The organism is Embleya sp. AB8 (genome assembly GCF_049739465.1).
Lineage (GTDB): Bacteria > Actinomycetota > Actinomycetes > Streptomycetales > Streptomycetaceae > Embleya.
Window position 1 is genome coordinate 1 of the sequence record NZ_JBMHHY010000038.1, and the last position, 15,092, is coordinate 15,092.

The 15,092-nt window shown below is 72.6% G+C and carries 11 protein-coding genes and 1 pseudogene; 8 read left to right on the forward strand and 4 right to left on the reverse strand.

Going from position 1 to position 15,092, the window contains the following annotated elements; genetic code table 11:
- The 3 genes and pseudogenes from ABIA38_RS39735 to ABIA38_RS39745 all read right to left on the reverse strand — a co-directional run.
- Positions 1-213 (reverse strand): annotated as a pseudogene (locus ABIA38_RS39735) (hypothetical protein); the annotation flags it as partial.
- The gene (locus ABIA38_RS39740) at positions 186-1,109 is read right to left on the reverse strand and encodes a glutathione S-transferase family protein (RefSeq protein ID WP_424643847.1); all 924 of its coding nucleotides are present in this window, start codon (positions 1,107-1,109) and stop codon (positions 186-188) included. The pseudogene ABIA38_RS39735 and the gene ABIA38_RS39740, both read right to left, overlap by 28 nt.
- Positions 1,110-1,161: 52 nt before the next feature.
- The gene (locus ABIA38_RS39745) at positions 1,162-2,748 is read right to left on the reverse strand and encodes a M23 family metallopeptidase (RefSeq protein ID WP_424643848.1); all 1,587 of its coding nucleotides are present in this window, start codon (positions 2,746-2,748) and stop codon (positions 1,162-1,164) included.
- A 240-nt stretch (positions 2,749-2,988) separates the two neighbouring features.
- Between ABIA38_RS39745 and ABIA38_RS39750 the strand changes: the two genes are divergently transcribed.
- The 6 genes from ABIA38_RS39750 (at position 2,989) to ABIA38_RS39775 (ending at position 11,795) form a co-directional block, all read left to right on the forward strand.
- A complete protein-coding gene (locus ABIA38_RS39750; protein ID WP_424643849.1) occupies positions 2,989-3,399 on the forward strand; it encodes a cobalamin B12-binding domain-containing protein in 411 nt (136 codons plus the stop codon).
- Positions 3,400-3,498: 99 nt separating this feature from the next.
- The gene (locus tag ABIA38_RS39755; RefSeq protein ID WP_424643850.1) at positions 3,499-4,818 is read left to right on the forward strand and encodes an SWIM zinc finger family protein; all 1,320 of its coding nucleotides are present in this window, start codon (positions 3,499-3,501) and stop codon (positions 4,816-4,818) included.
- A gap of 428 nt (positions 4,819-5,246) precedes the next feature.
- The gene (locus ABIA38_RS39760; protein ID WP_424643851.1) at positions 5,247-6,725 is read left to right on the forward strand and encodes a DUF5691 domain-containing protein; all 1,479 of its coding nucleotides are present in this window, start codon (positions 5,247-5,249) and stop codon (positions 6,723-6,725) included.
- A gap of 494 nt (positions 6,726-7,219) precedes the next feature.
- Positions 7,220-8,329 (forward strand): ATP-binding protein, encoded by a 1,110-nt coding sequence (locus ABIA38_RS39765; RefSeq protein ID WP_424643852.1) that lies wholly within the window; start codon positions 7,220-7,222, stop codon positions 8,327-8,329.
- Complete coding sequence (locus ABIA38_RS39770; RefSeq protein WP_424643853.1) at positions 8,329-10,623, forward strand: DUF5682 family protein; 2,295 nt, start codon at positions 8,329-8,331, stop codon at positions 10,621-10,623. Before ABIA38_RS39765 ends, ABIA38_RS39770 begins: the two co-directional genes overlap by 1 nt.
- Complete coding sequence (locus tag ABIA38_RS39775) at positions 10,620-11,795, forward strand: VWA domain-containing protein (protein WP_424643854.1); 1,176 nt, start codon at positions 10,620-10,622, stop codon at positions 11,793-11,795. The genes ABIA38_RS39770 and ABIA38_RS39775 overlap by 4 nt, the downstream gene beginning before the upstream one ends.
- A 106-nt stretch (positions 11,796-11,901) precedes the next feature.
- Here ABIA38_RS39775 and ABIA38_RS39780 read toward each other — a convergent pair whose 3' ends face one another.
- Complete coding sequence (locus ABIA38_RS39780) at positions 11,902-12,714, reverse strand: Uma2 family endonuclease (RefSeq protein ID WP_424643855.1); 813 nt, start codon at positions 12,712-12,714, stop codon at positions 11,902-11,904.
- A 211-nt stretch (positions 12,715-12,925) separates the two neighbouring features.
- Between ABIA38_RS39780 and sucC the strand changes: the two genes are divergently transcribed.
- Together sucC and sucD are read left to right on the forward strand one after the other, a co-directional pair.
- The gene (gene sucC, locus ABIA38_RS39785; protein WP_424643856.1) at positions 12,926-14,101 is read left to right on the forward strand and encodes an ADP-forming succinate--CoA ligase subunit beta; all 1,176 of its coding nucleotides are present in this window, start codon (positions 12,926-12,928) and stop codon (positions 14,099-14,101) included.
- A 16-nt stretch (positions 14,102-14,117) separates the two neighbouring features.
- Entirely contained in the window at positions 14,118-15,002 is an 885-nt protein-coding gene (sucD, locus tag ABIA38_RS39790; RefSeq protein ID WP_424643857.1) for a succinate--CoA ligase subunit alpha, read from the forward strand.
- Positions 15,003-15,092 lie beyond the last annotated feature (90 nt).

Below are 15,092 nucleotides of genomic sequence, written 5' to 3' on the forward strand. Positions count from 1 at the left end.
GCCCGCCGCGCCCGCCGCGCCCGCCGCGCCCGCCGCGCCCGCCGCGCCCGCCGCGCCCGCCGCGCCCGCCGCGCCCGCCGCGCCCGCCGCGCCCGGACTGTGGTCTCGGGCCCCGTCCGCACCGGGCAGCAGTTGCCCTGCTTGGGCCCGGCCCCCGCCCCCGCGCGCGCCCGCGCCGGTGTGCGTCAGCCGCGGTTGTGTGGCGTTTGCCAACCGCTCGGGTCGGGGCCCTTGGGGACGATGCCGGTCGGGTTGATCGTGTCGTGGGTGACGTAGTAGTGGCGTTTGATCTGGTCGAAGTCGACCGTGTCGCCGAAGCCCTCGGTCTGGAACAGGTCGCGGGCGTAGGCCCACAGCGCCGGATATTCGGTCAGCTTGCGCAGGTTGGTCTTGAAGTGGCCGTGGTAGACCGCGTCGAACCGGACCAGTGTGGTGAACAGCCGGATGTCCGCCTCGGTGATCGTGTCGCCGACCAGGTATCGCCGTCCGGCCAGCCGCTTCTCCAACACGTCCAGCCGGGCGAACAGCGCGTCGAAGGCCGCCTCGTACGCCTCCTGGGTGGTGGCGAACCCGCACTTGTACACGCCGTTGTTCACGTCCCGGAACACGTCCGCGTTGATCGTGTCGATCTCGGCGCGCAGCGGCTCGGGGTAGAGGTCGGGCGCGCCGGCCCGGTGCAGTGCGGTCCAGCGGGTGGAGAGGTCGAGGGTGATCTGCGGATAGTCGTTGGTGACCACGTGTCCCGTGGTCAGGTCGATGATCGCGGGCACGGTCACCCGGCCGCTGTACGTGGGGTCACTGGCCCGGTAGGCGTCGGCCAGGAAGGCGAGCCCGGTCACCGGGTCGCGGCCGTCGGGGTGGTTGGTGAACCGCCACCCGCGCTCGTCCCGGATCGGATCCACGATCGACAGCCCGAGCGCGTCCTCCAGGCCGAGCAACCGCCGTACGATCACCGCCCGATGGGCCCACGGGCAGGCCAACGACACGACGAGTCGATAGCGCCCCGCCACCGGCTCCGGCCGACCGGTGAACCGATTGGCCTGCCGGACGAACTCTCCGCGCCGGCCGGTCTCGGCGGCGAACTGCGCCTGCGCCTCGGGTGTGCTCATCCGTCCACGGTAGGCCGGGACGGGCCGCCGCGGGCGGATTCGGGCGCTTGGGTCAGGTCGGGTCGAGGCCGTTCGCGCGCAGCCAGGGCAGCGGGTTGACCGGCGCGCCGCCGCCCGGGCGGACCTCGAAGTGCAGGTGCGGGCCGGTGCTGTTGCCGGTGTTCCCGCTGTACGCGATCACGTCGCCCGCCTTGACCGGGCCGGAGCGTACCTTCGCCCGGGTCAGGTGGCAGAACCAGAACTCGGTGCCGTCCTTGGCGGTGAGGATGACCATGTTGCCGTAGGCCGAGTTCACCTGGGTCCGGACCACGCCGTCCATCACCGCCATCACCTCGGTGCCCTCGTCCACCGGGAAGTCGATGCCGGTGTGGGTGTGCGCCCAGCGCGAGCCGGACGAGCCGAAATAGGCGCTGAGGCCGCGCTGAGTGACCGGGAGGACGTACTTGGGCCGCAGCGACTCCTTGCGCTTGCGCTCGGCCTCGGTGGCCCGCTGCGCCTCGCTCTGGCGCTCCTGGAGCGAGATCCGGGACTGCGCGCGGCTCGCGCGTTCGGCGAAGTCCTCGGCGCCGACCTGGAGATCCACCAGTTGCTTGTCCATCGGCGACATCAGCGGCAGGTCCTCGCCGCCGGCCACGGGGTCCGCGTCCTTGGTCTGGGCGCCGGCGGTGTGCAGGCCGCCGACCGCCGCGACGGCCATCGCCGCCGCGCCCATCACCGCGAGCGGGGCGCCGGCGGTGAGCGGGAACGCCCGTTTGCGCTTGGTCGGGGCCTTGCCCTCGGCCGACTGCGGCTTCGCCTGCTGGGCCGGTTTCTCCCGCCGCTCCTGCCGCGCGACCGCTTCCTCGGTCGGCTCGGCCGCGTTGTCGGTGCCGGCCGGCACCCTGTCCTCGTGGACATCGGGATCGAACGCCGGCTCGACCGGCGCGGGCGCGGCGCCGTCGTCGAACGGATCGGTCGACGCGCGGTTCCCGCCCGACCACATGTCGGCGGCGTCGCGCACCGGGGCGGGGGAGAACCAGGTGTCCGACTCCCACGCGGCGGTGTCCGAAGCGGCGTACCACATACCGGTGTTCGAGGAGCCGTCCCAGGAGGGGTCGGCATAGGGGGCGGCCGGCGCCTGCTGCCCGGCCGGGTCGGTACCGGCCCACGTCTGGGTCTGGGTCTGCGTGCCGTAGGCGGCGTACGTACCGCTGTGGTCCGCCACCGCGGCGTAACCGTAGGCGCCGGTCGCGGCGTAGCCGGATGGCACCGGTTGGCCGTACGCGTCGTAGGTCGGCACCGAGGTGTGGCCCGAGGCGTCGTAGGCCTGTTGCCGGCCCGACGTGTCGTAACCGGCGTAGGTCTGGTCCGCGCCGGCGTATCCGGAATTCGCGTCGTACGTGGAACCGCCGGCGCCGCCGTCGACGTATCCCTGGTAGGAGGGGTCCGGCACGCCCCAACCACCCGATGAGTCGACCGCGGGCCAACCGCCGCTCGCCCCGGCCGAATACGCGCTTGCGTCGTATCCGCCGGTCTGGCCGTAGCCCTGGTCGTAGCCGCTTCCGATCGAGCCGGACGGGCCGTAAGGGGAGTACGCACCCTCGGCGTCCGGGACGTAGCGACCCTGCTGATCCTCACTCGGATAGCGAACGTCCGTCACCTACGTCGCCTTCGTCTCGGGGGCGGGTCGGATTGGGACTGTAGTGCTCTTGACGTTCACAGGACAATCCTCGCGATCGGAACCGCAGGTCAGGCCGCCGAGTGGGGGACCCGGCGCGGATCGGTGGGGCCGGGTGGGTGATCCGGCGCCGCGGTTGTCGGGGGACCGTCCCGGGCAGGCCGGATCGGTAGCGGGTTACGCTCCCGGCGAGGGCTTCGCTACGCGTACATGGAGGCAGTGATGGGTGTTCCCGGACCGATCAGGATCGTCGTGGCCAAGCCCGGGCTGGACGGGCACGATCGTGGCGTCAAGGTGGTCGCGCGCGCGCTGCGCGACGCGGGCTTCGAAGTGGTGTACACCGGCCTGCACCAGACGCCGATCCAGATCGTCGAGACGGCCATCCAGGAGGACGCCGACGCGATCGGGTTGTCGGTGCTCTCCGGGGCGCACATGACCCTGTTCGCGAAGGTCATCGAGCTGCTCAAGGAGCGCGAGGCCGAGGACATCCTGGTGTTCGGCGGCGGGATCATCCCGGAGGAGGACGTACCGGAGCTGGAACGCATCGGCGTCGCGGCCGTGTTCACCCCGGGCGCGCCGACCACGGACATCGTCGACTGGGTCCGCGCGCACGTGCCGGCCACGGCCGCCTGACCCGCGCGTCCGGCCCGGATCCGGACAATCGGCCCGGGCGGCGGGCGGGTTCGACCGGCCCGTGCACACGTGTCGGTCCGGGCCCGTACCGTGACCGTCATGCTGGAACGGTGGACCGCGACACAGGTGCTGGCCCTCGCCCCCGACGCCGCCGCACGCAGGGCCGGAAGCGAACTGGCCGACCCGCGCCCGTGGTCGGCCGCGGGCGCCGGGGGCGGGGCGGTGTGGGGGCGGTGCGCGGAGGGCGCGGCGACGCCGTATCGCACGGTGGTCGACCTGTCCGGGCCCGCCGCGCAATGCACGTGTGCCGGTGGCGGGTTCCCGTGCGAACACGCGCTCGGGCTGTTGTTGCTGTGGGCGGACGATCCGGTGGCCGTGCCGAGCGGCGCGGCCGTACCGGCTTGGGCGGACGCGTGGTTGGCCGGGCGCCGGCCAGAGCGGGCGCCCGGTCCGGCCGATCCCGTCGCCGCCCGGCGGCGGGCCGAGCAGCGGGCGGCCCAGGTGGCCGAGGGCACCGAGCGGTTGCGCCGGTGGCTGGCCGACCGGGTGCACCAGGGGCTGGCCGGCACCGAGCGCGAGGGCTACGCGATGTGGGACGGCATCGCCGAGCGGATGGTCGACGCCAAGGCCCCGGGGCTGGCCGCCCGGTTGCGCGCCGCCGGGGCGATACCCGCGTCCGGCGCGGAGGGTTGGCCGGGCCGACTGCTCGAGGACTACGCGGAGTTGTGGCTGCTGCTGCGCGCCCACGAACACGCCGACGACCTGGACCCGTCCCTGGTGGCCGGACTGCGGGCGCGGATCGGCTGGACCGTGGACGCGGAGGACGTGCTGCGCACCGCCCGGGCGGCAGGCACCGTGGTGCACGATCGGTGGCTGGTGCTGGGCAGCCGGGACAGCACCGACGGCGGCCTGACGGAGCGTCGGATCTGGCTGCGCGGCACCGAATCCGGCCGGTCGGCGCTGGTGTTGGCCTTCGGGCCGCAGGGGCGCGCGCCGCAACTGGCCCTGCCGGTGGGCCGATCGATCGAGGCCGACGCGGCGTTCCACGACGACGCGGTGCCGCTGCGGGCGGCGTTGGGCGAGCGGGACGAGGTGTCGGCGGCGGGCGGGGAACCGGCGGGGGTGGGGCCCGAGGAGGCCACGTTGGCCTACGCCGAGGCGCTGCGCAGCGAACCGTGGCTGGAGGCGTGGCCGGTGGTGCTGGCCGACGTGGTGGCGGTGCCGGAGCCGATGGGTTGGCGGATCGCGGGCGCGGACGGCTTCTGGTTGCCGGTGGACCGCGCCAGGACCGGCGAGCAGGCCCTGTGGCGCCTGTCCGCGATGTCGGGCGGCACCGGGTTGACCGTTTTCGGCGAGTACGGCGCGCGGGGTTTCGTGCCGGTGACGGCTTGGCACGAGGGGCAGGCGGTGCAGCTGTAGGCGGGGTGGCCGACGGGGGCTCGGGCCGGGCGCGCGCGGTGCGGAACGATGCTCTCGGTGTGGTGCATTGCTCGTGATTTGGATCAGTGCTCATGACTCGGATCGATGCTCATGATCCGGATCGGTGCTTGCGATTCAGAGCAGTGCTCTCGATGTGGTTCGGTGATCTCGATGTGGTGCGGTGCTCGCGGCTCGCGGCTCGCGGCTCGCGGCTCGATGTTCGCTGTCGGGGCGGTGGCGGCGGGCGCTCTCGGGGCGGATGGGTGCTCGTGATTCGGAGCAGTGCTCTTGATTCGGTCGCATGCCCGCGACTCGGAGCGGTGCTCTTGATTCGGTCGCGTGCTCTCGTCGGGTGGCGGCGGGGGTCGCTCGGCGGTTTTGGGCCGCTGATCGTTCGGTGTGGAAGTGGAAGGGGAGTTCGGGTGCGGGTGGCGGATCCGGTGTGGGACGACCTGGTTTCGGCGGCGTTGGTGGGGACCGGCCGGCGGCCGGCTGCCGCGGCACCGGCGCCGGCGGAGGGAGCGTTGGGGGCGTTGACCGCGCGGGTGGATCGGGCGGACGAGGCCGTTCGATTGCTGGATCTGGCCGCGATCGTGATGGTGCATCGGCGTGCGGGTCGGCGGGCCGCCGCCGGTGCGCCGCCCGCGCCGTGTACCGAGGTGGACCCACGACCGGCGGTGCCGGCGGCGGCCCGCGCGCGGCTGCGGATCCTGCTCGAGGGCGACGGGACGGACTTCCTGCCCGAGTGGCTCGGCGTGGCCCGCGCGGCCGGACTGCGCGCGCCCGAGTCCGAGTTGCCGGCCCTGCTGACGGCGGCCCGGTCGCGGACCGATCTGCGCGAGGTCGTGGCCGACCTGGCCGGCCCGCGCGGGCGCTGGCTGGCCGAGCTCAACCCGGAGTGGGCCTGGTTGCCCCGGATTGCGGCGGGCGACCCCGGCGATCCGGTCGAGCTGTGGCGGCACGGGCGGTTCGGTGAGCGGCTCGCCGCATTCGCCGTGTTGCGCGGCAGCGATCCGGACGCGGCCCGGATGCTCCTGGCGCAGACCTGGCGGGCCGAACCGGCGGAGGACCGCGCGGTGTTGGTGACGGCGCTGGGTACCGGGTTGGCGGCGGCCGACGAGGCGTTCCTGGAAGCGGCGTTGGACGATCGGGCCAAGGTGGTCCGGGTGGCCGCCGCGCGGCTGCTCACCGAACTGCCCGAATCGGCCTTCGCGGCCCGGATGCGCGTCCGGGCCCGGGCCTGCCTGCGGCCCGACGGCGCGGAACGTGTGCTGGTGGTACCGCCGAGCGAGTGCGACGAGGCGATGCGCCGGGACGGGATCGACCAGTCGTCGCCGACCGGGCGCGAGGACCATTCCTGGTGGCTGGGCGAGGTCGTCGCGGCGACGCCGTTGGCCGTCTGGCGTGAGGTGTTCGACGCGTCCCCCGAGGTGATCGCCGCCCGCTCGCTGCCGCGCCGGTTCGCCGAGGACGTACGGGACGGCTGGGCCCGCGCGGCCATCCGGCAGCGCGACGTCGCCTGGGCCCGGGCGCTGGCCGGCCGCGGCGCCCCCACCCGCCTCCTGACCGTGCTCCCGGCGGCCGAGTGCGCGGACCATGTGGCCCGGCACATCGCCGCGCACGGCCTGTCCGAGGCCCTCCAACTCCTGACCAACTGCCCGACCCCCTGGCCCGCGAACCTCGGCGACGCCGTCCTGAACGCCTTCGCGACCGCCGCCGAGAGCGGTGGCTACCCGTGGAGCTTCAGCGGCGCGAGAGACGTGGCCGGCCGCGGCCTGGACCCGGCGACGGTCGACCGGGTGGAGCAACTGGCCCAGGGCGAAGGCGAATGGCCCAAGGCGTTCCGCGCCCTGGCCGGCACACTTCGCTACCGCGCGACGATGCGGGGCGAACTCCTGGGCGGGTGAGTTTCGGGCCCGCCGGGCGGCACGGCGAGTCGGCGAATCGGCGCGGCCACGTGCGGTTCGAGCGCGAACGGCACACCGAGCTTCATGGTGCCGCGACACACGCCGGTCGGGACCTGGTGCCGCGCCCGGCGACGTTTGCCCCGTCTCGGCGCCCGGCAGGGTGCCTCGCCGCACCGCCGCACCGCCGCACCGCCGAGTACTCCAGTACGAGCACGTTCCGGCACCGCACCGAGCACCGCACCGGGGCAAACGTCGCCGGCCACGGCACCAGGTCTGCGTCGTCGGGTCGAGGAACCACCGGAGTACGCACCGGCCGGAGCGCCGATGACGCTGGTCGTCGATCGCGACGCGTGCGGCTGCCCGAGCCGTTCGACGCGACCGTGCATACCGCCTCTCCGCTCGACTCGCCGTGACGTGGGCGGCAACCTCGGGTGTCAGACCTTCGGGGCAGGCTGGTCCCCGTTCGGGTTTGGTCGAGCGCTGGGGGAGCTGCCGTGGCCGGGGTCGTCGGAGTGAGTGGGCCGGGTGTGCTTCGGGCGCACGCCGAGGATGCCTTCGCCGGGGAGTTGGCGGCGTTGGCCGCAGCCGACGAGCGCCCCCGGCCGCCGCGGTGGCGGCTTTCGCCGTGGGCCGTGGCCACCTACCTGCTCGGCGGGACCCTGCCCGACGGGACGGTGATCTCGCCCAAGTACATCGGACCGAGGCGGATCATCGAGGTCGCCGTCACCACGCTCGCCACCGATCGGGCCCTACTCCTGCTCGGCGTGCCCGGGACGGCCAAGACCTGGGTGTCCGAGCATCTCGCCGCCGCCGTGTGCGGCGACTCCACGCTGCTGGTCCAGGGCACCGCCGGGACCCCCGAGGAGGCCATCCGCTACGGCTGGAACTACGCCGAGTTGCTCGCCCACGGGCCCAGTCGCGCGGCCATGGTGGCCGGTCCCGTGATGCGCGCGATGAGCCGGGGACTGGTCGCCCGGGTCGAGGAGCTGACCCGCATCCCGGCCGACGTACAGGACTCGCTGATCACCATCCTGTCCGAAAAGACGCTGCCCGTACCGGAGTTGAACGACGAGATCCAGGCCGTGCCCGGGTTCAACCTGATCGCCACCGCCAACGACCGCGACCGCGGCGTCAACGAGCTGTCGTCCGCGCTGCGCCGCCGGTTCAACACCGTGGTGCTTCCGCTGCCCGCGACCGCCGAGGCCGAGGTGGACATCGTCAGCCGCCGGGTGGCCCAACTCGGCTCCTCCCTCGAACTGCCCCCGGTGGCCGGCGCCGAGGCCGAACTGCGGCGCGTGGTCACGGTGTTCCGCGAACTGCGCGCCGGGCTGACCGAGGACGGCCGGACCAGGTTGAAGAGCCCGTCGGGGACGTTGTCCACCGCCGAGGCGATCTCCGTGGTCACCGGCGGCCTCGCGCTCGCCGCGCACTTCGGCGACGGCGTATTGCGCTCGGCGGACGTGGCCGCCGGGATCCTGGGCGCGGTGGTCCGCGATCCGGCCGCAGACACCCAAGTCTGGCGCGAATACCTGGAGACCGCCGTGCGTCCGCGCGCCGACTGGCAGGACTTCTACCGGGCCTGCCGCGACGCGGACCGGGCCTGATGGCCAAGCCCCCGGCGGGTGCGCCGATCCTGCTCGGCGTCCGGCACCACGGGCCCGGTTCGGCCCGGGCGGTGGCCGCGGCGCTGGCCCGGATCGAGCCGGACATCGTGCTGATCGAGGGCCCGCCCGAGGCCGACGCCCTGCTGTCCTTCGCCGCCGACCCGCGACTGCGCCCACCCGTCGCGCTGCTCGCGCACGCGGTCGACGATCCCGCGCAGGCCGGCTTTTGGCCGTACGCCGACTTCAGCCCCGAATGGGTGGCCATCGGCCGGGCCGGCGAACACGGCGTCCCGGTCCGATTCATCGATCTGCCGGTCGCGATCTCCTTCGCACTCGACCGCGCCCGCCGCGACCGCGAGGCCGTCGACTCGCCGCCGGAGCAGCCCGCGCAGCCCGGACCGCCCCGACCCGACCCGATCGCCGCGCTGGCCCGATTGGCCGGCCACGACGACCCCGAGCGCTGGTGGGAGGACACGATCGAGCATCGGCCGCCCACCGGCGACGACCCGCTGGCCCCGTTCGCCGCGCTTGCCGACGCGATGGCCGCGCTGCGCGAGGACGAGGAGGCCGGTGACGACGACCCGGCGGCACCCGACGTGGAGCGGCTGCGCGAGGCGTACATGCGCCAGTCGATCCGCGCCGCGCGCCGGGCCGGACACCGCCGCATCGCCGTGGTGTGCGGCGCGTGGCATCTGCCCGCGCTGGCCACGATGCCCTCGGCCGCCGCCGACCGGGCACTGCTCGCACCGCACCGGGCCCGGGTGAAGGTGGAGACCACGTGGGTGCCGTGGACGCATCGGCGGCTCGCGCACAGCTCCGGCTACGGCGCGGGGGTGGCCTCGCCCGGGTGGTACCGGCACCTGTTCACCACCACCGACGAACGTGAGCTGTTGCCCCGCTGGTTCGTCCGGATCGCCACGCTGCTGCGCGAGGCGGGCCATCCGGTGTCGCCCGCGCAGGTGATCGAGGCCACCCGGCACGCGTCCGCGCTCGCCGCGCTGCGCGGCCGTCCGCTGGCCGGCCTCGACGAGACGATCGAGGCGGTCCGCGCGGTGATCTGCGACGGCGTGACCGGGCCGCTCGCATTGGTCCACGACGCCCTCGTGGTCGGCGACGTGATCGGCGAGGTGCCCGATTCGGTGCCCGCCGTACCGCTCCAGCGCGACCTGACCCGGGAGCAGCGCCGACTCCGGCTCAAGCCGGAGCCCTCGGCCCGCGAACTCGAACTCGACCTGCGCAAGGACACGCACGCCGAGCGCAGCCGGCTGCTCAACCGACTCGCGCTCCTGGACGTCGCGTGGGGCGTGCCGACCCGGGCCCGGGAGAGCCGGGGCACCTTTCGCGAGACCTGGCGCCTGGACTGGCAGCCGGAGTTGGCGATTCGGGTCGCCGAGGCGGGCGTGTGGGGGACCACCGTGCTCGCCGCCGCCGAGGCGCGCGCGGCCGATCTGGCGATCCGGGCCGATTCGCTCGCCGAGGTGACCGAGGTCGCCGAACGTTGCCTGCGCGCCGACCTGCCCGACGCGTTGCCGGTGGTCATGCGCGTCCTGGACCGACGCGCCGCACTGGACACCGACGTCGCCCGGCTGGCCGAGGCGCTGCCGGGACTGGTCCGCGCGCTGCGCTACGGCGACGTCCGGGGCACCGACACCTCCGCGCTCGACACCGTGGTGGCCGGCCTGGTGGTCCGGATCCGGGTCGGCCTGCTGCCCGCGTGCGCCGGACTGGACGCCGAGGGCGCCCGGGCGATGCGCCGGCATCTCGACGACGTGCACGCGGCCGTACAACTGCTGACGGACGATCAGCGACACGAGTGGTACACCACCCTGGAACGGCTCGCCGACCGGGAGCAGTTGCCCGGCCTGCTCACCGGCCGGGCCACCCGACTCCTGCTCGACCTGGGCCGACTCGCCCCGGAGCAGGCCGCGCCCCGACTGGCCCGGGCGCTGACCCGGGGGGTCCCGCATCGCGAATCGGCCGCCTGGATCGAGGGGTTCCTGGCCGGCGGCGGCATGTTGCTGATCCACGACGAGCGGCTGCTCGGCCTGGTCGACGAATGGATCACCGGCACGCCGGCCGACCTGTTCACCGAGATCCTGCCGCTGCTTCGGCGTACCTTCGCCGGCTTCGCGGCGCCGGAGCGTCGGCTGCTCGGCGAGCGGGTCCGCAACCCCGCGCGGACCGCCGCGCCGGCCGCGAGCGCCGACCTGTTCGACACCGAACGGGCCGACGCCGTACTGCCGTTGCTGGCCGAGATACTCGGCCTGACGGATCGAGAGGCGGCCGGCCGATGAGCGGGAGCGAGAGCGGCGGCGCGGTCGACGAGCGGCTGCGGCGCTGGCGGCTGGTGCTCGGCGGCGACGCGGACGGCACCGGCTACGGGCTGACCGGCGACGACGCCCGGATCGACCAGGCCCTGGCCGCGTTGTACCGCCCGGAGAGCCAGGCCCCACGCGGCAGTCGGCGGGGCAACGGCCCGCGCGGCGCGGGACTCGGCGCCTCCGCGCCGTCGGTGGCCCGCTGGCTGGGCGACATCCGCGAGCACTTCCCGGCGGGCGTCGTACAGATCCTTCAACAGGACGCGATCGAACGCCTCGACCTGACTCGGCTGCTCCTGGAACCGGAGATGCTCGCCGCCGTCGAACCGGACGTACACCTGGTCGGCACGCTGCTCACGCTGGGCAAACTGATGCCCGAGGCGACCAAGGAGGCCGCCCGCGCGGTGGTCCGCACGGTCGTCGAGGACCTGGAGCGCCGGGTCGCCCAGCACACCACGAGCCTGATCCAGGGCGCCCTCGACCGCTCCACCCGGATCAACCGCCCGCGCCCGCACGACATCGACTGGCCCGCCACGATCCGCGCCAACCTCCGGCACTACCAGCCTGAACAGCACACGATCGTGCCGGAGCGCCTGGTCGGCTACGGCCGCCGGCGGCACGGTGTGCACAAGGACGTGATCCTGTGCATCGACCAGTCCGGCTCGATGGCCGCCTCGGTGGTCTACGCGTCGGTCTTCGGCGCGGTGCTGGCCTCGATGCGCTCGCTCAGGACATCCCTGGTCGTCTTCGACACCAGCGTGGTCGACCTCACCGACCGACTGAGCGACCCGGTCGACGTCCTCTTCGGCACCCGACTCGGCGGCGGTACCGACATCAACCGCGCGCTGGCCTACTGCCAATCCCTGATCACCCGCCCGGCGGACACGGTGCTGATCCTGGTCAGCGACCTGTACGAGGGCGGCGTTCGGGACGAGATGCTCCGCCGCGCGGCGAGCATCCGGGCCGCGGGTACGTCGCTGATCACCCTGCTCGCGCTGTCCGACGAGGGCGCCCCCGCGTACGACCACCGCACCGCCGCAGCCCTGTCCACCCTCGGCGCACCGGCCTTCGCCTGCACCCCGGACCTGTTCCCGGAGGTGATGGCCGCCGCGATCCAGGGTCGGCCACTCCCACGCCCGGAGCCGTAGGGCGCCCGGAATTCGGCATCCTTCTCGGGACGCGAACCACCGCGAGGATCGACGTCGAACTGCGCGAACGTACCGAGCCGAGCAGAAGGAATGGTGGCGCCGAACGTCAGGTGAGGGCCGAGGTGTCGAGGGTGGGCAGACCGTCGGGGAGATCGAGCTTCTGGCCGAGTGTGACCTGATGTGCGACCTGATAGACGGAGTCCTTGCCGCGATCGATCGGCTCCGAATAGACGACGACCACGCCCTTTTCTCGGTCGACGAGAAGGTAGACGGGGATGCCTGCCCGCGCGTAGGTGCGGTACTTCGGCCCGCGATCCACCATCGCGTTGCTCGGCGACGTGATTTCGCAGGCGAGGCGAACCATACTCGCCGGGTACCAGCCGTCGTGGTTGCGGCGGTATGCCTCGTCCGATTCGCCGGCTGGGTTGTATTGGACGACGAAGTCCGGGATGAAGGCGCCTGTGATGTGCTTCTCCTCGCCGGGTTCCGTGCAAAAACCGTTGCCGATGGTCACGTCTTCCAGGCCCGCGAGGAAGAGCTGTACGACGAGTCGAGTCGCCCAGCGATTGTGCTCGTCGTTCGCGGGCGGATTCATGTGGTACTTCCCCTCGATGTACTCGACGCGCACGCCCTGGGGCGTCCGCAGCCCGGCGATGTACGCCGTGGGTCGGGCGGTGTAGTCGTCGAGGGTCGCGGTGACGTCCTGCTCGTGTGCGAGCGCAGTCATCTCGGCTCCTTCGTCGGGACTGGGGTGCGTGTCCATCGTGACCGTCCGTTCGTTCACATGTCGGGATTCCGGATAAGTGTGATCGTCGGCCATGTGCCGGCGTGGGATCGGCCACATCGACAGCATCACCATCCGTTCCGGTGTGTTCCCTGTGGCACCGTGGAACAGGCGTAAACGGGCGGATCTCGACACCCGGCGGAGCCGGCGGCGAGGGGCCCTCGGGGAGTGCGACCGTGACCCTGATTCGGACCTAGCACTCCTGCCCGATAACCTGCAAGACGGATCAGCTACGCGTGCGGACGCCGTCCACCAGACCTGGGGGCGAGCCTGCCGGACCTGCGCGACGACGGACGCGGCTGCGCATGTTCCGCATATCCGATCGCGATCACAAGGACGGACCCGCGTGGACCTGTTCGAGTACCAGGCGAGGGATCTCTTCGCTAAGCACGGTGTGCCGGTTCTGCCCGGTGAAGTCGTCTTCACGCCGGAGGAGGCACGGGCCGCCGCCGAGCGCATGGGCGGCAAGGCCGTCGTCAAGGCGCAGGTGAAGGTCGGTGGCCGAGGCAAGGCCGGCGGCGTGAAGCTGGCGTTCAGCACCGACGAGGTCGTCGAGAAGACCGAGCAGATCCTCGGCCTCGACATCAAGGGCCACATCGTCAAGAAGGTCATGCTGGCCGGGCTGGCCAAGCCGGTGGACGAGTACTACGTCTCGTTCCTGCTCGACCGCACCAACCGCACCTTCCTGGCGATGGCGTCCGTCGAGGGTGGCGTCGAGATCGAGATCGTCGCCGAGGAGAACCCCGACGCGCTGGCGAAGATCCCGGTCGACGCGATCGAGGGCGTGACCGAGGCCAAGGCCCGCGAGATCGTCGAGGCCGCGAAGTTCCCGGCCGAGGTGCAGGACCAGATCGTCGCGGCGCTGCAGAAGTTGTGGACCGTGTTCGTCGCGGAGGACGCCACGCTGGTCGAGGTCAACCCGCTGATCAAGTCCGAAGAGGGCCGGATCATCGCGCTCGACGGCAAGGTCTCGCTGGACGAGAACGCCGACTTCCGGCACCCCGACCACGCAGAGCTCGAGGACAAGGACGCGGCCGACCCGCTGGAGGCGGCGGCCAAGGCCAAGGGCCTCAACTACGTCAAGCTCGACGGCTCGGTGGGCATCATCGGCAACGGCGCGGGCCTGGTCATGTCGACCCTGGACGTGGTCGCCTACGCCGGGGAGAACCACGGCGGCGTCAAGCCGGCCAACTTCCTCGACATCGGCGGCGGCGCGTCCGCCGAGGTGATGGCGAACGGCCTGGAGATCATCCTGGGCGACGCCGACGTGAAGTCGGTGTTCGTCAACGTCTTCGGCGGCATCACCGCGTGCGACGCGGTCGCGAACGGCATCGTGCAGGCGCTCGAACTGCTGAAGCAGAAGGGCGAGACGGTCACCAAGCCGCTCGTCGTGCGTCTGGACGGCAACAACGCGGAGCTGGGTCGGCAGATCCTGACCGACGCGAACCACCCGCTGGTCCAGCAGGTGGACACCATGGATGGCGCGGCCGAGCGGGCCGCCGAGCTCGCTGCCGCGAAGTAAGGGAGACCGACCCAGCATGGCTATCTTCCTGACCAAGGACAGCAAGGTCATCGTCCAGGGCATGACCGGCTCCGAGGGGATGAAGCACACCCACCGGATGCTCGCCTCCGGGACGAACATCGTCGGCGGCGTGAACCCGCGCAAGGCCGGCACCACGGTCGACGTGGACGGCACCGAGGTACCGGTGTTCGGCACCGTAGCCGATGCCATGAAGGCCACCGGCGCCGATGTCACGGTGGTCTTCGTACCGCCGAAGTTCACCAAGGACGCCGTGGTCGAGGCGATCGAGGCGGAGATCGGCCTCGCCGTGGTGATCACCGAGGGCGTGCCGGTGCACGACACCGCGCAGTTCTGGGCGCTCGCCGGCGCCAAGGGCAACAAGACCCGGATCATCGGCCCGAACTGCCCCGGCCTGATCACCCCGGGTCAGTCCAACGCGGGCATCATCCCGGCCGGCATCACCAAGCCGGGCCGGATCGGTCTGGTGTCCAAGTCGGGCACGCTGACCTACCAGATGATGTACGAGCTGGCCGACATCGGCTTCTCGACCGCCGTCGGCATCGGTGGCGACCCGATCATCGGCACCACGCACATCGACTGCCTCCAGGCGTTCCAGGACGACCCGGAGACGGACGCGATCGTGATGATCGGCGAGATCGGCGGCGACGCCGAGGAGCGGGCCGCGGCCTACATCGCCGAGCACATCACCAAGCCGGTGGTCGGCTACGTCGCGGGCTTCACCGCTCCCGAGGGCAAGACCATGGGCCACGCCGGCGCCATCGTCTCCGGCTCCTCGGGCACCGCGCAGGCGAAGCAGGACGCGCTCGAGGCGGTCGGCGTCAAGGTCGGCAAGACGCCGTCCGAGACGGCGCGCCTGATGCGCGAGATCATGGCGGGCTGACCCACTCGGTCACTGCGACGCCCCACGTTCCGCCGACTTTCGGCGGGGCGTGGGGCGTCGTGCCGTTCCGGGGTCTTGCGTGGTTTCTCG